Source organism: Rhizobium sp. B230/85 (assembly GCF_019355735.1).
Lineage (GTDB): Bacteria > Pseudomonadota > Alphaproteobacteria > Rhizobiales > Rhizobiaceae > Rhizobium > Rhizobium rhododendri.
Map to the genome: position 1 here is coordinate 149805 of NZ_CP072159.1, position 18289 is coordinate 168093.

The window sequence follows — 18289 nt, forward strand, 5'->3', positions numbered from 1 at the left end:
ATCAACGCATTAACCTGGGCCCCATGGCTTAGGTTGCGTCAGTCGCACGCCGACTTGCTCAGCATTCGTCACTCTCCTAAAGATGGGCATCAAACCAATCGAGTACGCGGCGCTGGATATCCAACTGATGCTCGGGCTCGCTAAACCAGTGAGCTTCCCGTGGATAGCTGATCATCTTAACGGGTTTGCCAAGAAGTCTTAGTCCTCGGTAAAACTCCAGACCAAGCGCTATCGGCACTCGCGTATCTGCCTCGCCGTGCAGTACCAGCACTGGCGTATGAACGTTTTTCAACATCCGCACGGGCGATACCCTATCGAGATCAGCAAGGTGCGCGGATGGCTCGCCGAAATAACCCATGGTGTAGTCGGGCGTGTCGGTAATGCGCGCCATCGTAGTCATGTTTGTTGGAGCAGCACCGACCACTGCTGCCTTGAAGCGCTCGCTGTGCGTCACCGCCCAGGCCGCCATGAACCCGCCATAGCTCCATCCGCCGATGCCGAGGCGCGAAGGGTCTGAAATCTTCATGGCGACGAGCATGTCAACGCCGTCAATCACATCTTGATAGTCCATTCCGCCCCAGTCATGCCCAATCGCTCGCGCAAAGGCCGTGCCTTGACCGTCCGAGCCGCGCGGATTGGGCAGCAATACGGCATAGCCATGCGTCGCCAGCATTTGCGCCCATTCGTGCCAGCTCCCGAGCCACCCCGCCCACCACGCCCATTCGGGACCACCGTGAATTTGGATGACTGTCTTGATCGGGCTCCCAGGAGTGTAGTCGGGCGGCGTAACGAGGACACCATAGATCCGTTTGCCGTCACGGCTATTGGTCCAGGATATTTGACTGACCTTGCCACATTTCCAGTGGGCGACTTGCGGATTGATTATTGTGATTGGACGGATCTGTTTGCCGGCAATGGTCCATACGTCGGCGGGTCGCTCAGGGCTCGACAGTGCAACCGCGACGAGGCGATCATCTCGACTAGTCGTGAGGTCGAAAGCCTCACCTTCCAAAGTGGCAAGCCGCGTGACACGCCCGCTCCCGGTCGCTGCGATTCTCACTAATCTAGATTGCGTCTCTTCAAATGACAGGGCGAGGATGGAGCGACTATCCGCAGCCCACTGCAACCGCGTCAACAACCCCGCGGCGTCGTCGGCGAGCTTTATGAGTGTATTTGTCGCAACGTTGTAAACGCGAGGGGCCGTGCCAATGAAGCCCGGCGTCAGGATTTCCGAGGCGAGGATGGCAGTGCCGTCGGGTGCCCAAAACGGGCCTTCCGCGGCATGTTCAATGAGCGTCTTGCCGAATGTGCCGTTCTGGAAATCAAAGGTGGTGATCCGCGAATGGTAAAAATAATCATTGATCGCGCTCGTATCCGCGATACGGACCGCCATGCGTTTTCCATCCGGAGACCACGCCATTTTACTGACGTTGACAGTTTTTGGCGAGACAGGTCGCGCCTTGTGGCTCAAGAGATCCAGGATCCAAAGGCGGGTCATGTGACCAGTCTTGTCCATCTCGACCCAGTCACGCTTGGCCTCACGATCTGCCTTTTCCTCCGGTGTATCTGGATCAGCACTTAGAAAGGCAATCTTTGTCCCGTCTGGCGACCATGCGAAATCAGTAATGTCATATGGCACTGCGGTGAGCGGCACTGGTTCGCCACCATTGCGCCCAACCTTCCAAAGCTGGCGGGTCTGTTTGCCCCCGGCGTCCAAAACAGCTGGCGGCGCTGCGTCGGTTTGGCCTTCAGGCCGGTTGGATGCGTCGGGCTTGCCTGCGGTCGACATATCAGTTCCCGTCGTTCCTTTACTCCTGCGGTTCGACAGGAACGCGATCATTTCACCGTCCGGAGACCAGCGCGGTGTGTTGTGAACACCAGCACCGTTGACGAGCTCACGCGCGGGTTCGCTGCCGTCGGTCGGCACGAACCATATCCTTTGCTGGTCAGAGCCGAACGTCGCCACTTGCCGTTGGACGACAAACAATATTGTCTTACCATCAGGCGACATTTCCAAATGACGCATGTCCTGTAACTGCATGATGTCAGAGGGGCCAATCGGACCGCCGAATTCGGCAGTTTTCATCGGTGGAGCGACGGGCGAGCGAAGGTGCAGTGCCTGGACGTCCGCCTCGGTCGGTGACTGCGTCACGGCTGTAAGGAGCGACGCCGTAAGAGGAAATACTAGTGGTTACCGCCTGACATAAGAGTCCCGTATGGGATTCCATTTGCTGGGTTGGCATGCGAGTCTGGCGCATGCGCACAGGAATATCGTTCACCGTTTCGCCAACAGATCACCAACGCCTAATGGCCTTGACCAGGGATCGCAATGCGCCCCAAAAGCACGTCTGGCGGGCCGAGATCATCCTGCTGAGTGCCGATGGCGTCGGGACTGTCGAGATTATGCGCCAGACCGGCAAATCGAAGACCTGCGTATGGCGCTGGCAAGAGCGCTTCGCCACAGAAGGCGTCGAGGGTCTCCTGCGCGACAAGACGCGGCCGTCGCGTATTGTGCGGCTCGGACCCGATGTCGCCGAGCGTGTGGTGGCCCTGACGCTGGCTGATCCGCCGGGCGAGACGACGCACTGGACGGCCGACATGATGGCGACGGCCGCCGGCATCAGCGCCAGCGCAGTCAGGCGTATCTGGAAAGCGCATGGCCTCGCACCTCATCGGTGGCGGCAGTTCAAATTGTCCAACGACCCGAAATTCGTCGACAAGCTGCGAGACGTTGTCGGCCTCTATGTTGATCCGCCAGCCCACGCCGTCGTGTTGTCGGTCGATGAGAAAAGCCAAATCCAGGCGCTCGACCGCACCCAGCCGGGCCTGCCGATGAAGAAGGGTCGGCTCGGCACCATGACCCACGACTACAAGCGGCACGGCACAACCACGCTGTTTGCCGCCCTCAACGTGCTCGACGGCACCGTCATCGGCCGCAACATGCAGCGTCATCGTCATCAGGAGTTCATCCGCTTCCTCAACGCCATTAACGCCCAGGTGCCGGACGACAAGGCCGTCCACGTCATCCTCGACAACTATGCTGCCCACAAGCATCCCAAGGTGAGAGCCTGGCTCGACCGTCACGAGCGTTTCACCTTCCACTTCACTCCGACTTCAAGCTCATGGCTCAACGCGGTGGAGGGTTTCTTCGCCAGGCTGTCGAAGCGGCGTCTGAAACGCGGCGTTTTCCATTCCGTCGTCGATCTCCAGGCCGCCATCAACCGTTTCCTCGTTGAGCACAACAAAAAGCCAAAGCCCTTCACTTGGACCGCCGATCCCGACAAAATCATCGCCGCCGTTAAACGCGGGCACCAAGCGTTAGATTCCATCCACTAGCTTCATTGAAGAATCTCAATCTCACATGACAGGGGGCTAAAGGCATCATTCGGCACAGTTGCGGTCTACGCATCGCAGCCCGGCTACAGCGCCTCCTTTAGATTGTGTGGGGCCGCCGCATCCAGCCGCTTATCGCGGGAGAAATGAGAATGCACGGTGCTGCTTGCGCCGCACACATTTGATGCCCGATTAGTTCGCTGACATCGACATGCGCGTTCGTCCAGGACTGACCGCAGCACAGTCGTATTCGCTGCTTCACTACCGCATTGAAGATTTTACAAAGGATGGATCGAACGTCCTACTGAATGGCACGTCGCTATTTGCAAGTTCCGGATCAAGTGTTTTCAATACACTCATCATCGATTTGTAGCCTTCCTCTGTCACCATCCCATCGAGTGAGTACATTTCCCTCGAATTTTTAAAAGCTTCGACGTAGAGGCTTTTGTCGCCCATCAAATACTCCTGCGGAACGGCTGCGGCGATATCCTCAGGCGTTGAAGCTTGGATAAATTTGAGCGCCTTGAGGAAGGCGTTAACAAGCTTCTGGATGGTGATAGGATTAGCCTCAATAAAACTACGGGTCGTATAGACTGATGCGGCGGGATTAGGGCCTCCGAACAGCTCGCGGGTCCCAGCCTCGGTTCTCGTATCAATCAAAATTTGGACTTCGCCCTCGCGTTCGAGCTGGGCAATGACGGGGTCCACATAGGAAAGGCCGTCAACTTCGCCACTCTTGAGTGCAGCCAAGGCGCTGGCTCCCCCACCCGTGCCGACCAATGCGACATCGTCCGCCTTCAGGCCATTTTTTATCAAAGCATATTGGAGCATGAGCGCGGTCGATGAACCCGGCGCCGTTACAGCCATCTTCCTACCTTTCAGCTCCCTTACCGATCTAACGTCGCTTGCCAGGCTTTTGCGCACCGCTATTACGATCCCAGGAAAACGGCCGAGGCCGCAGACAGCAGCAATGTCCTGGCCTTTATTCTGCATCCTGATTGTGTGCTCATACGCGCCAACGACAACGTCTAACGATCCGCCGATAAGCGCCTGCAGCGATTTGGCGCCACCGGAAAAGTCATTAATGATGACGTTTAGACCCTCTTCTTCGAAGAACCCCTTTCGCTCGGCAATTGTCAGTGGGAGATAGTAAAGGAGAGGTTTACCGCCAACTCCGATAGTTAAGTTAGGCTTCTCCGCCTTTTCGCCTGAAGCCGCTGCGGGACCCAGACCAACGAATCTGGCGGCAACCGCCAATGCCGTAGTGCTGACCAAAAACGTTCTACGATTCATCACAAAGTTCCTAACGTTTTACTTCACTCATGTTGCAGACCACCGCGCTAAAGGGCGTTGGAACAGATTATTGGAGCCAAGATCGGTTCAAACCAGAACTTGCTCGGAGGTCTTGGTGTCCAGCTCTATCGAGCTCGATTGGCGTCCCAAGTCACCGGAAAGTTTTGAACCGTTCGGATTCCCGAAAAGCCGGTGACTTTCGGAAAAGCACCAGCAGCTCTGATGGTCGGGAAACGCTCCGCTAACACGGTCAATGCCTCTTCCAGCTCAGCTTTCGCCAGTGCTTCGCCCAGACAACGGTGCGCTCCAGCGCCAAATACCGGATGCCATTTCAATTGCTCTCTTGTAATATCCAGCCGATCAGGGTCGTTGTAGAGATGCTCGTCTCGGAGGGCGGACATGGTCACAAGGGAGCAGGCTTTATTGGCAGGGAGGAGCATCCCGTCCAACTCGATATCGGTTGTGGTAAAGCGCGGAACCGAGCCTATCGCAGGCTCATAACGAAGGCATTCCAGGACGGCCTTTGGAACCAGGTCGTGATTGTCTAAAACTGCATTCCATTGCTCAGGATGCTGGAGAAGCACTGCCAGCTGAATGACGATGGCAGATCGCGTCGTGTCGCTGCCACCGACAATCAAAGTCATGATTTGGGTAATCACTTCCTCGGCGGACAAGGATCCGTCGCTTTCCACATCGGAGAGAAGTTTGCTCACAAAGTCATTGTTTTTCTCATAGCTGCGCTTTGCCACGACGTCAGCAACATATGATCTCAGCTCGCCGGCTGCTCGTTGAAGCTGCGGTACATCTTGCGCACGCCAAGATCCGCCCAGGAGCGGACTGAAGCGGTATACGATCTCTGTAAATCTATTCACATCGTCCTGGGGGAGGCCCAAGATCGACGCAATGATCCTGGCCGGAATAAGAGCGGCAAAGTCCTCAAGCAAGTCCATGCCACCATCGGGCGCTGCGGTATCGGCGATCTGCGCAACAGTCTGTCTAATGAGAGGTCGCAACGCATCAATCATCTTGAAGGCGAATGTCCTGGTCAGGGGAGATCGTCTGCGCAAATGGACATCGCCATTCGACGTCAGCATCCCGTTTCGCACGAATTCCCAGATCGGCCCATTCTCAACGCCGCGCAGGGTGACCAATTCTGTTTCTACCTGACGTGTCTTAGCATCGCTGCTCAGGCTGAGAACGTCGTTGGCACGCAAGATGAGATATACCCCCGCTTCCGACAAGATGAAGGGGATCTCCTTTCGGTAGTGCCGGTAGACGCGATGAGGGTCGGCGCTCAGGGTTGAAATGGGTAGCACCGGAACTCGAAAGTTCGCAGACCGCTCCGCGGAGTTGTTTAGGGTCATTCATCAATATCCTTTAATTCGACTCATCCGCCGCCTAAATTTCCGGCCAGCTGCCGAAACACAACCGACGCGTCAGGCAGGGCGGTAGTGTTCTTTAGCGGCGACAGCAGGCATGCATTGTGTTCTGGTAACAGTGGTGGCAGATCCACGTTGAATAACGTTCGCAACGGAATTGGCGCGAATTTCCCCGTGTCGTTAGATGTGCCTGTCACGCAAAAACATCTAAGTGCACCCACATTAGCGCGTTGGGAAAAAGCTTAATCCACGGTCCATCGCACAGTTGAATTCGACTGTCGTACCCTTTTGTTCGTACGCGGGCAGGCTGAACACAGTCATAGAAAATTGAGCGCTGTTATCTGGGTGGACTTTGTATCGTAAAAACTGAACGATCGGCTTTCCATCGAGATCGATGGTCATATGCTCGTCAGCAAAGGCAAGCGTCCCATCGTCCGTCAATCTGAATGCGTTAATCCGTAGTCCACCGCGTGTTTTGCTCGGCTTTGCATCGTTCGGTACCGCGCTGCAAAGACTGAGATCAACGGTGACGGCGACCGGCTGCCCTTTGCCAAGCATACGGATTACAGCTGGCAGGGCGAGGGGGCCCTGGCGATGCTCGGTTGCACTCGCGGCGGCGGGTAGCAATGCCGCGAGAAGAATAGTGAAGACGCGCTTCATGCAGTACTCCTTGGAACTCTCGGCGCATGGCTCGATAAGCGCCGTCAAATTGATTGGCATCGCGTAACTTGACGCAGCATAATTGCGTTGCGGGGGGAAGCCGTTACCCTAAATCACCGATGGAGCGTATCATCTGGACTTCTTTAACCGGCTTGCCATTCTCGATAATTCCGCCAGGCACCACGCAGAGATCGGAGAAAAGCTGACTACGATAGAATGCAATGGCAGATACATTTTCGCCGCTGACGCATAGCTCCAGTTTTGAAATACCTTTGTCCTTCGCGAAAGAAATGACATGGTTCAGCAGAGCCGAAGCAGTTCCAGTTCGCCGGAAGTCAGCGTGGACGTAAGCCATTACAATAATAGCCCGGTGCTTCAGTTTTGCTGGATGCCTGCGAATAAGCCCCATCAATCCCACAGGGATACCACTATGGAAAGCGCCGAAGACTGGATCAGTTAACCGCCTATTCCATTCATCCTCGGAAAGAGACTCCCAGTCATCAAGAATGCTGGCGTAGGACGATGGTGTGGACCTTAAGGCCTGCAGCCATATCTGTTTGAAGATAGAGCCTTCGCCGGGCACAATCCGTCTGTATGAAATTTCTTGTGTGTTCAAGATATGCTCCTTTTCCCGGCTTTGTTGTCAACACGACAGACTGACCCAGCAAACGTCCGTTTTAAGCGCTGCATGCGCTAGAGTTTAGGTCATCCTGTCCACACTAGCACCGGAAGTATCAGACAGAGCGGCGGGGATTCCACCCTGTTACAAAATGATTTGGCCCTAAGGTACTAGGCCGACGTCACCATTTGGGACGGAAGGTAAGTTGATGATCTAATGATCCTTCCCGCTCACTAGCCCGTCTTCGGCGCTGCCTTTACAGGGTTGTCCATCAAGAAATCCGAGGTCTCGCTTCCGCTCACCGGGAGGTGATTTGCAGCACTTGATCTCAATGCTGTTTAGGCCCCGAGCCTGAGTGGAGTCGTCTTAAGCAATTGGCTAATAAGCCCCAATGTTTTCGCATATTACACCCATGAAATTGTATCGTGTTGCCACCTACCAAACCTGATCACGAATTCGTGAATTGGCAAATGAAGATTTTATGAAGACCTATGTGGTTGATTTCGTGAAATACTTCGGCACGACGCTTGGACTTGCCTCGCTGAAGGCTGCTTTGTTTTAACAGGCTAATCTTGAGCGAACGGTCGGCTTCGCCATCCATAAGCGAGGTCCGGCAAACCCATACTGTCGGCGTGTCATTGGCATTTGCGTGCTCCAATCCGACGTTATCAAAGTGTGGATTGCTGGGCCGCGAGCGACGCTTAAGAACTATAGGTGTCATTGGCCAACTCCGTCTTATGGGCACGGAGCTTCGTTTCGTTAGAACCTCAAAGGACACCAGGTAGGGTCCCCGAGACACATGCCAGATCTCTATGTTGCAGTGGGTGATGTTTTGTTGCGAAATGTTAACGTGGGCACTGGATTCAGCATCGTCCCATAGCTGACTAGAATGTATCCACAAGCTGAAACCGAGAGGGTGCTTTGCGCGCAGCTGACCGTGGTGAGTCATGGTGTGGTCTACGTCAGGTTGGAGCTGATTGATTTATGGAGAAAGGCCAACGTGAAAGTTGGATGCGGTCCGATGCCAAAGTGATCTCCTTGGGATGGTCAGTGGCTGGACTTATGCTGCAAATTTGTGGTGAGCTGCGCACCAAAAAACCACCATCATAAAAGTGTACTGTTCCAGAGATCATGCGGAAGCACTTTCATCATGACGGAGATCGACAGCTGCCCCACTGTCGGAAATCACGTATTCCATCCGCAATCCTTGTGCGGATCGGTGTTTCAGCGCGCTATGCACGAGACGAGACTTCAAAGGAATGTTCGAAGAGCTAGGCTTCGAGTTCAATCATAGCACGATCAAACCGGGATCGAGCAGTGACACGAAGATCGGGAAATGTCCTAGACCTGAAGGTCTGCGGAGGTGGCGTAGCTTCGAAGGCGGTTGGTCTCCCCCGCCTGGTGTCCGATCCACAGATCCGGTTGGGCGAGCACACCGGCCGCCCCTGCAAGCCAGATATTATCCTGATTGTGGCAGCAAAGTGGGTCGCCGCAACATCTCTCAATATAACTAGACCCAACTCAATAATGAGGCATGCCATACCTTTGGACACGGCAGCTTGGTTGCCACGCACGAAGTAGGAGTGCGGGGAATAAAGCGCCGACAACGATCCAGGGGAGCTTTGTCATATGTCTTACATTACTCATCTTCACAGAGTTCGGACCAGTCGCTGCCCTTCTTCTGAGACGGGTTCTGAACTGGATGTCAAAGGCCAAGTCCCCCTAACTTAACCATCGTATTCAAAAAACTCGTCGATGGCCCTGTCATGACGTGACAGTCGTCGGCCGGACTAACGGCCGGGCTTTCGTCGGAATCGCATTCCATTTCCCTTCTTTTATCACCTCAGAGCGAGTTAGTCAGTTGTTTCTCACGGCCCTCCATAAACGCTACGGAATTGAGCCGTTGCTCCAATCCGAAGCCGCTGAATGCGGGCTAGCGTGCCTGGTGATGGTAGCCGGCTTTCACGGTCATCGGGTGACTTTGTCAGAACTTCGTCGCCGCCACGCCGCATCCGCGAATGGTACGACGCTAAAAACGCTTATTGCCGTCGCTGACGACCTCGGTCTGACCAGTCGGCCGCTGAAGCTGGAAATGGCAGATATCGGCAAGCTGAAGACGCCCTGCATCTTGCACTGGGATATGTCGCACTACGTCGTGCTGACGCATGCTTCTGGCCGGTGGGTGGACTTGCACGATCCGGCGAGCGGCCAGCGGCGGCTCTCGCTCAACGAGGCATCGAAACATTTTACCGGGATAGCGCTGGAACTGACACCGGCGACTACCTTCCGAAAACGCAAGGTGGTCGAGCGGGTGCGCCTGGCCGACCTGTGGTCCAGGAGCGCCGGATTCATTCCGAGCCTGCTGCAGATCTTGGCGCTCTCCGCCCTGTTGCAATTCTTTGTTCTGCTGTCGCCGCTCGTCAACCAGATGATTGTCGATGAGGCAATCTCAAAGGGTGATTTCAGTCTCCTGAACGTCATAGTCATCGGCGCGGCATTGCTGCTGTTGGTTCAGAGCGCCACGACCTTGTTGCGCGGATACGTGCAGATGCATTTCAGCACGCTTCTTACCTTTCAGATGCGCGGCAATCTGTTGCGTCATGCCATGCGCCTGCCTGTCCCGTGGTTTGAAAAACGGCGTCTCGGCGATATCCTATCGCGTTTTAATTCCCTTCAGCCGGTTCAGGATCTGCTGACAGGTGGCTTTGTGTCCGGCGCGCTGGACGGGTTAATGGCGATCATCACGCTGGTCGTGATGGTGATCTACGCGCCCTATCTGGCAAGCATTGTGCTGGGCTCGCTGGCGCTGGTCATTTGCATACGCTTGGGGACTTTTCCGTGGCTTCGCAGCCTGACCAACGAGGGTATCCAGTACCAGGCCAAGGTGGATGGTATCCTGCTTGAAACGATCCGTGGTGCGCGGGCATTCAAGCTGTTCGGACGTGAACTGGAACGCCACGGTGTCTGGCAAAATGCCTATGCCGACAGCATCAACAACAATGTACGCGTCCAGAAAATCAGTCTTAAGGGTTCGGCAGGCTTATCCTTCCTGACGGGCGCCGAGATGCTCCTCGTCTTCTATTTCGGAGCCGGCAGCATCATCCGCGGAGAGATGACGCTCGGCATGTTGCTGGCTTTCCTTTCCTATCGGAGCCAGTTCAGCACGGCGGCGTTTTCACTCGTCGACCAGTATTTCAAATTTCGCATGATCGGCCTTCATCTAGAGCGCCTGGCCGATGTCGTGCATCAGGATCCAGAGCCCGCCCTCAATGCCGCAGCCCGGGGGGATCGTCCACTTGCCGGATCACTTCTCGTACGCAACCTCTCCTTTCGCTATGCCGAACGGGAGGCATGGGTTCTGAAGGATGTATCCCTCTCCATAGAGGCGGGGCAGTCCGTCGTCTTTGTGGGCCCTTCTGGCGGCGGCAAGTCTACCCTCTTGAAGTTGTTGATGGGCCTCTATCCGCCGGGTGAGGGCGAGGTGTTTGTGGACGGCCTCCCGCTCGGCGTCTTCGGGATGCGGGCGTACCGAGCCAAGGTCGGTGTGGTGATGCAGGACGACCAGCTTTTTGCGGGGACGATTGCCGACAATATCGCTTTTTTCGATCCTGAGATCGATATCGCTCGGGTCGAGGAGGTTGTCCGGCTTGTTGGCCTTCACGACGAAATCATGTGTATGCCAATGGGCTACATGACCTTGGTGGGAGACCTCGGATCTACGCTGTCAGGTGGGCAGCAGCAGCGAGCTCTCCTGGCGCGTGCGCTGTACCGCAAGCCGTCCATATTGTTTCTCGACGAAGGGACGGCCAATCTGGATGTCCTGTCGGAGCGCCGCCTCATGCAATCGCTGAGCAAGCTCGGAATCACCCAAGTGATGGTCGCCCATCGCCCCGGAGCCATCGAAGGTGCTGCCCGCGCCTTTGCAGTGGAAAACGGCAATATACGCGAGCTAAAGCGCGATGTGCCGGCCCACCCTTTGCAGGTGGTGCCATGAGTACCCTGTTCCGTAGCGAAGCCACTGAACATCGTCGCCGCATTGGCGGGGAGGTGATGATCGCACAACCGGTGAGCCATGGGGTGATGACCACCGTCCTCGGCTGCCTCGTGGTGGTCGGTGCAGCCTATCTCATGACCGGTACCTATGCGCGCAAGGAAACGGTGCAGGGCTACATCGCCCCGACTGGTGGCCTGGCACAGATTTACGCCGCCAAGGGCGGTACGGTTACCCGCGTCCTTGTCCATGAGGGAGACCTGGTCACCCAGGGCCAGCCGATGGTGGAACTGTCGCTGGAGACGACCGGCGCAGACGGCACGGTCGGTGAAAAATTGCGGATCGAGACGCAAGCCCGTATCCAGTCCATCGACACACAGATCAAGGCATCCAACACCCGCTTCGACCAGGAGGAGCGGCGCCTGTCTTCCCGTGTCGAAGGACTGGGCAGTGAACTGGCGAGCCAGGAGCAACGTCTGGAGTCTGAACGCCGGCTGCAAGCCCTGCAAACAGACGATACCGGCCACTACGCCAAGCTCCAGGTCAATGGCGGGGGCACGCGTTTTGAACTATCGCGCCGCCAGCAGCAGATCTTTGCCCAGGAGAGCGTCATCCACGAACTCGAGCGGCAAAAGGAACAGCGGCAAGGCGATCTTGTCGATGCCCGCTCGCAATTGGCCAGCCTGCCGGCTGGAAGGGACGACAAGCTCGCTCAGCTACAAGGTCTGCGCAGCGAGCTTGAGCAATCCCTCGCGCAATTGCAGGTCAACCGCGCCTATGTGGTTGTCGCGCCGGTAGCCGGCCGGGTTGCGGCGCTGCAGGCCCAGCCCGGGCAGACTGCCATTGCCCAATCGCCTCTTGCCGCCCTCGTGCCTGGTGGCAGCAACCTCGAAGCCAATCTCCTCGTTCCGCCGCGCGCTGCTGGCCTTATCCAGCCAGGGCAGGAAGTACGGCTCAAGGTCGATGCCTTTCCATATCAGCGTTTCGGGATGCTTTTGGGACATGTCGTTCAGGTCTCCCGCGCAACCTATCGCGAGGGTGAGCTTCTGGCTCCCATCGCCCTCACAGCTCCCGTCTACCGGGTCACAGTCAGCCTCGAGCGCACCAGCATCGCCGCGTATGGCGAAGAGCGTCCGCTGACCCCCGGTATGACCCTAATCGGCGATATCGTCACAGATCGCCGACACTTCACCGACTGGATATTGGACCCTCTGATGGCCATAGGCAGCCGGTGATGACTGAAGGAGGGGAAGGCCAGGCAGGCCACCCCCCACCCAACCTGAAAGGAGACTAACATGAACAACATCATCGAACTCGACATCGCCCAGCTGGATCTCGTGAGCGGCGGCGCCTCCACGGTCGCTTCCACGGTCACCATCGGTGCCGATGGTGCTGTCAGCGGCAGCTACACCTTCGGTTCGAAGTCAGGCACGTTTTCGGCATCGCTGCCGGCTGAAGTCGTACAGAAGGCTGGAACATTCTCGTTCAGCAACGCGTCTGGCGATTTCAAATTCAACAGCTCGTTTGCTAGCTAAACGCCTCTGATCGCAAGAATTCCGGCAGCCGCTTCGCGGCTGCCGGTCCATCCTGGCGTGGTCGGACTGTTGTCGCCCGCTATACGATTTACATGGGTTTGACAAAATGCCTCACGTGCCTCAGTCACGGGTTGTGACTTCGAGGCCGCTTTCGACCGGCAGCATCACACTGCTGATGCCCGGCTTATGTGGGTGCATTCCGTCATATCGCGGTCGCTACGCATGAACTGCACGGTACAGTCCCCGCACCATCTGAAGGGTGACATTGCCCAGCCGCTCCGCATTCGAGCGAGTGGCTTCATCATAGATCAAGCAAGCGCCAACGGTGGACGCGCCTGGCGGCATGCTTGCTGTGACGGGCCAGACGCCGGAGACCTTCCTCGCCCCAAAATTCTCGCAGTGAAATCGCTCTCCTCAGCAAACCTCCAGCATGGAGCAGAGACTATGATCCATTGCCTTCTGGTAAGCCGAAGAGCCCAATTTAGTGAAGCGCCGTACTACCGTTATGGTCACCTTTAAGCTGAAGGAATTGCTTGCGGCAGATATCAACGTGAATGCCGAAAGCCCAGATCTGTCGTACCAACAAGGGCACCCGAACGCTACGCGCACCGTCGAGCAAGCAGCAGCAATTGCAAATTTTCAGGGTCTATTCGCTCTTGAGCGATAGAGAAACTGGTGAGTTTCACAACCACCGAATGAGACTTCACACCGAGATTAAATAAAATGAATAGTACCATCAATGCGACGGAGTGATCTCGTGCTAGCACAGGTGAATGCGACGCGGGCCGAAAAGATTAACGACGCTTCTCGCGAACCGCCCGGCGAAGTTTTCGCGCCCTCCAAAAACCCCGAACAGAAGGGTCGCATCAAACGCATCCTTCTGACCGTCGCCATTTTGGCAATGATCGGCGGTGGAATATGGTTCTTACACTATTGGACGGTCGGCCGCTTCCTGCAGTCCACGAATGACGCGTTCCTTCAGGCCGACCAGACGACAGTGTCGCCGAAGGTCCAGGGATATGTCGAACAAGTGTATGTCGTCGCCAACCAGAAGGTCGCGGTCGGCGATAGGCTTTTGAAGATCGAGCCGCAAGACTATGAGGCTAAGGTCGCGCAAGCACAAGCTGGCGTCGAGTCTTCGAAAGCGGACCTCGCCAGGGCGCAGGCCGAAGCGAAGCGGCAGATATCGTCTGTGGGACAGGCTGAGGCGCAACTCCTGTCAGCCAGGACGCAGGCGCAGTTCGCGCAAAGCCAGGTCGACCGCTATCAGTCGCTTGGCCGCGCCGGCGCGACGTCCAACGAACAGATCGCAACCTACACAAGCCAACGCGACCAGCAGGCCGCGCAGGTCGAGGTGTCCGAGGCGTCTCTGGCGTCTGCAAAGGAGGCCATCAATACCACTGAGGCCGCCGTCAGACAGGCGGAGGCGGCTGTACGGCAATCCGAAGCGCAGCTCGCAACAGCCCAGCTTGATCTCGACGCCACCGAGATCACCGCGCCGATCGCGGGCGTCGTCGGCGACAAGTCGGTAGCCGTCGGGCAATATGTCTCCGCTGGTTCGCGATTGATGACGCTCGTTCCGGTCAAAGACATCTACCTCGTTGCCAACTTCAAGGAGACGCAGGTTGAATCGATGCGTGTCGGACAGCATGCGAGAATCAGTGTGGACGCCATCAGCTCCGGAACCCTCGACGGCGAAGTCGAGAGCTTCTCCCCCGGAACAGGCGCACAATTCGCGCTGATCCCGACCGAGAACGCCACAGGGAATTTCACAAAGATCGTTCAACGCATACCCGTCCGCATCAAAATTAAAGCCAATGCGAACCCGCATAATGTGCTGGTCCCCGGTCTATCCGTCAGTGTCGAGGTGGATACCTACGGCATCACCGATGGCAAAGACAATACAGCGGAGCTTAGCCAATGAGGTCCACGAAATTGGAGGGGGGAAGCAGCTCGCCAAAAAAGGCGGACGTCGCGGCATGGACGGCGGTCGCCGCGGGTATCGTTGGCGCCTTTATGGCGACGCTGGACGTTTCGATTACCAACTCTGCGCTGCCACAGATACAAGGGGAAATCGGAACTAGCGGATCGGAAGGCACATGGATCGTCACTGCCTATCTTGTCGCGGAGATTGTCATGATCCCGCTTTCGGGCTGGTTTACCAACCTTCTCGGCCTCCGCAGGTTTCTGCTTGTCATGACCTCACTATTCATCTGCTTTTCCATGGTCTGCGGTTTTTCGACCTCGCTTGGCATGATGGTAGCGGGACGCGTGGGGCAGGGGTTCACCGGAGGCGCGATGATACCTACAGCGATGACCATTATCGCCCAGCGGCTTCCCGCCAACCAGCAGTCTATCGGCGTTGCCCTGTTCGGAATTACCGCGATCATGGGACCGATTGCCGGACCGGTTCTTGGCGGATGGCTAACGGAAAACGCCAGCTGGCACTATGCGTTCTTCCTTAACCTCCCCGTAGGCGTCGGCCTGCTTATGCTTCTGACCCTTGGATTGCCGTCTTCAAGGACCGATTTTGAATTGCTTCTTGAAGCGGACTGGCTTGGGATCGTTGGGTTGTCGATGTTTCTAGGGTGCCTGACGGTAGTTCTTGAGGACGGACAGAGAGAAAGCTGGTTCGAGTCGTCATCGATTGTCCTCCTGACTGGCATCGCGCTGGGAGGTTTTTGTATGCTTGTCATGGGCCAGCTTACCGCCGATAGGCCTGTAATCCGCCTGAGCATCCTGTTTCAAAGATCGTTTGGAAGTGTCGTCCTCATGGCGGTTGTCACGGGGGCATCGCTCTATGGAATAACCTACCTCATCCCTCAATTCCTTGCCCGGATTAGCGGATACAACGCGCTTCAATCGGGAATGGTCGTTCTCCTCAGCGGCCTGCCAATGCTGGCGATCATTCCGTTCTTCCCGCTCCTGATCAGAACCCTCGACCTCAGGATCGCAATCGCATTCGGGCTGGGCTGCTACTCGGTCAGCTGTTACCTGGATACGAGCCTCACCGCAGGTACCCATGGCGGAGACTTCGATCTCTCGCAGCTACTGCGAGGGCTCGGGCAGGCGTTCACCCTTATCTTCCTCAACCAGGCGATGACGAGCTCCGTACCTTGCGACCAGGCGCAGGACGCAGCCGGAATCTACACGGCTGCCCGTAACCTAGGCGGGTCTGTCGGACTGGCCCTGATAGGACTCATGCTCGACCGTCAGACTTCGGTTCATACGCAACGTCTGATGGAGACGGTCACCGCCAATTCAGTTATTGCTCAGGAACGCATCCACCGGTCCGGCAGCGATCCGCATTCTGTTCAGCTCGCCATTGTGAACATCTTCCAGGTCATTGAGCGCGAGGCCACCGTCATGGCTTTCAACGACATGTTCTATTTTTTCGCCATCGCCCTTTTGGTCATTTTGCCCCTGGTGTTTATCCTGAGACCAATTCAGCGCGGACCCGCCGTGGCGATGCCTGAGCAGTGAATTTATGGCCTCAGCACTGCGAGATGAAAGGAACATGATGAAATCCGCGCTGATGACGGCAAGGCGGCCAAGAATGCCCAAGCCTCGCCGCGCTCAAGAGGGCGTCCTACCAAGGGAAGTGAAGCGGCCTTGACCGCTGCGATCCTCGCTGCAGCCCAGGTCCTGTTCTTTGAAAAGGGTTATGAGGGCAAGAACAACGATGACGTCATCGAACTTGCGAAATGACGACGCTCTACGTCGATCTCGATGCGACTGTCCGCGAGAAAGCGTTCAATAGACTTCCGACGGGTTACCGACGCTATCGTTGCCCAAGGTCCGTTCTCGCTTAAGCACGGGGCTCGGAACCTTCATGGATGGCCGCGAGGTTCGCCCGTTCCATGGTGCGACGACAGAGTAGCTAAACGACGGGGTGCCTGGGCCTCGGGGTGAAGCGACGACGGCACAATATGCGTCTGTACCCCGGTGAATGGCTGATGTATTTAGAAAAAAAGGCCGCGAAACATGTGTTTCGCGGCCTTTTTCGATGCGATTGTTTGGATCAGATCTCTTCGTTGCCTGACAGCAGGATGCAGACCAGCGTGATGAAGGCGGCGATTGCCATATAGTAGCCGACATAGGCAAGGCCGTAGTTGCTAGCGAGCCAGGTGGCGATAAAGGGTGCCAGCGAGGCGCCGAAGATGCCGGCAAAGTTGAAGGTTATGGAGGCGCCGGTATAGCGCACGGCGACCGGGAACGGCGCTGCCAGAGCTGTGCCGATCGGACCGTAGGTCATCCCCATCAATGCCATGCTGACGGCAGCGAAGATGTAGATCTCGGTGAGGCCACCGGTGAGCAGTGTCTGCAGGAAGAACGAGAAGACGCCGATCCCGATCGTCGTGGCCACGAGCACGGTGCGGCGGCCAAAGCGGTCCGACAGCTTGCCGGCGATCGGGCAGAAGATGCCGAAGAACACCGAGGCGACGATCTGCACGAGAAGCGCGTCGAGGAAGCTGATCTTCAGGACCTTGACGTTGTAGGACAGCAGGTAGGCCGTGCCGATGTAGAAGAGCACGAAGGTTGCCAGCGCCACAAAGGTGCCGAGGACCAGGCTGCGCTTGTGGTTCTTCAGGATCTCGACCACGGGAACGGCAACGCGCTCCTTGCGGGCGACGGCTTCGCTGAACTCCGGGGTCTCGGTGATCGACAGACGGACCCAGAGGCCGATGCCGATCAGGATGATCGAGGCGATGAACGGCACGCGCCAGCCCCAGGTGATGAAGTCTTCCTGGGAGATGAAGTGCAGCAGCAGGCAGAAGACGGCCGACGACAGGAACAGGCCGACGGGCGCACCGAGCTGCGGGAACATGCCGTACCAGGAGCGCTTGCCTTCCGGCGCATTCTCCGTCGCCAGCAGCACCGCGCCGCCCCACTCGCCACCGAGACCGAAGCCCTGGCCGAAGCGGCAGATGGCCAGCAGTAGAGGCGCTGCCACGCCGATCGAGGCGTAGGAGGGCAGGAAACCGATCAATACCGTCGAGATGCCCATGGTCATCAGGGCTGCAACGAGCGTCACCTTGCGGCCGATGCGGTCACCGAAATGGCCGAACACGATGGCGCCGATCGGACGGGCGAAGAAGGCGATGGAAAAAGTCGCGAATGATTGCAGGACGCCGGTGGTCGGATCGCTGGTCGGAAAGAACAGCGTCGGGAAAACGAGGACGGCAGCCGTCGCGTAAACGTAAAAGTCGAAGAATTCGATGGTGGTGCCGATCAGGCTTGCCAGCAGAACGCGTGACGGCGAATTCAGGGAGGCACTGTTTCGCGACGAGGGAGCCGGCGATAATGGCGATATCGCTTGTTTCATTTTCGTGACCAATCCGGAATGCTAAGTTCAACTTCACGGGCCTTAACGCAATTTAAGGCCCCGTTAGCCTCGGAAGTAGATTTCTTACATAACAGTGCGATGACGCGTCTCATAATTTAGTCCGCAGCTTCTGGTCGCATACCGCCGATACCT

12 protein-coding genes are annotated in these 18289 nt (G+C 56.8%); 6 read left to right on the forward strand and 6 right to left on the reverse strand.

What is annotated here, in order from left to right:
- Nucleotides 1-76: 76 nt before the first annotated feature.
- Nucleotides 77-2086, reverse strand: coding sequence for a S9 family peptidase (locus J5289_RS27400; RefSeq protein ID WP_209208096.1), 2010 nt, complete (start codon nt 2084-2086; stop codon nt 77-79).
- A gap of 170 nt (nt 2087-2256) precedes the next feature.
- Here J5289_RS27400 and J5289_RS27405 point away from each other — a divergent pair, with 170 nt between their 5' ends.
- Entirely contained in the window at nt 2257-3336 is a 1080-nt protein-coding gene (locus J5289_RS27405) for an IS630 family transposase (protein ID WP_111223089.1), read from the forward strand.
- 258 nt (nt 3337-3594) lie between these two features.
- Here J5289_RS27405 and J5289_RS27410 read toward each other — a convergent pair whose 3' ends face one another.
- The 4 genes from J5289_RS27410 to J5289_RS27425 all read right to left on the reverse strand — a co-directional run bounded on the left by J5289_RS27410 (nt 3595) and on the right by J5289_RS27425 (nt 7281).
- The gene (locus J5289_RS27410) at nt 3595-4626 is read right to left on the reverse strand and encodes an ABC transporter substrate-binding protein (protein ID WP_209207901.1); all 1032 of its coding nucleotides are present in this window, start codon (nt 4624-4626) and stop codon (nt 3595-3597) included.
- A gap of 125 nt (nt 4627-4751) precedes the next feature.
- On the reverse strand, nt 4752-5990 hold the full coding sequence (locus J5289_RS27415; protein WP_209207900.1) for a cytochrome P450: 1239 nt from the start codon (nt 5988-5990) through the stop codon (nt 4752-4754).
- 237 nt (nt 5991-6227) lie between these two features.
- Nucleotides 6228-6665, reverse strand: coding sequence for a VirK family protein (locus J5289_RS27420; protein WP_142832428.1), 438 nt, complete (start codon nt 6663-6665; stop codon nt 6228-6230).
- A gap of 103 nt (nt 6666-6768) precedes the next feature.
- The gene (locus J5289_RS27425) at nt 6769-7281 is read right to left on the reverse strand and encodes a GNAT family N-acetyltransferase (RefSeq protein WP_247750833.1); all 513 of its coding nucleotides are present in this window, start codon (nt 7279-7281) and stop codon (nt 6769-6771) included.
- Nucleotides 7282-9055: 1774 nt separating this feature from the next.
- On the opposite strand from J5289_RS27425, the gene J5289_RS27430 reads away from it, so the two are divergent.
- The 5 genes from J5289_RS27430 to J5289_RS27450 all read left to right on the forward strand — a co-directional run bounded on the left by J5289_RS27430 (nt 9056) and on the right by J5289_RS27450 (nt 16293).
- Entirely contained in the window at nt 9056-11278 is a 2223-nt protein-coding gene (locus J5289_RS27430; protein ID WP_257625542.1) for a peptidase domain-containing ABC transporter, read from the forward strand.
- Nucleotides 11275-12510: an HlyD family secretion protein gene (locus J5289_RS27435; RefSeq protein ID WP_219276664.1), complete on the forward strand. Its 1236-nt coding sequence runs from the start codon at nt 11275-11277 to the stop codon at nt 12508-12510. The genes J5289_RS27430 and J5289_RS27435 overlap by 4 nt, the downstream gene beginning before the upstream one ends.
- Nucleotides 12511-12570: 60 nt before the next feature.
- A complete protein-coding gene (locus J5289_RS27440) occupies nt 12571-12810 on the forward strand; it encodes a flagellar hook protein (protein ID WP_209207943.1) in 240 nt (79 codons plus the stop codon).
- A gap of 757 nt (nt 12811-13567) precedes the next feature.
- A complete protein-coding gene (locus J5289_RS27445) occupies nt 13568-14734 on the forward strand; it encodes an HlyD family secretion protein (RefSeq protein ID WP_209207944.1) in 1167 nt (388 codons plus the stop codon).
- Entirely contained in the window at nt 14731-16293 is a 1563-nt protein-coding gene (locus J5289_RS27450; RefSeq protein WP_209207945.1) for a DHA2 family efflux MFS transporter permease subunit, read from the forward strand. The genes J5289_RS27445 and J5289_RS27450 overlap by 4 nt, the downstream gene beginning before the upstream one ends.
- A gap of 538 nt (nt 16294-16831) precedes the next feature.
- On the opposite strand, the gene J5289_RS27455 is transcribed toward J5289_RS27450, so the two are convergent.
- The gene (locus tag J5289_RS27455) at nt 16832-18136 is read right to left on the reverse strand and encodes an MFS transporter (RefSeq protein ID WP_219276668.1); all 1305 of its coding nucleotides are present in this window, start codon (nt 18134-18136) and stop codon (nt 16832-16834) included.
- Nucleotides 18137-18289: the final 153 nt, after the last annotated feature.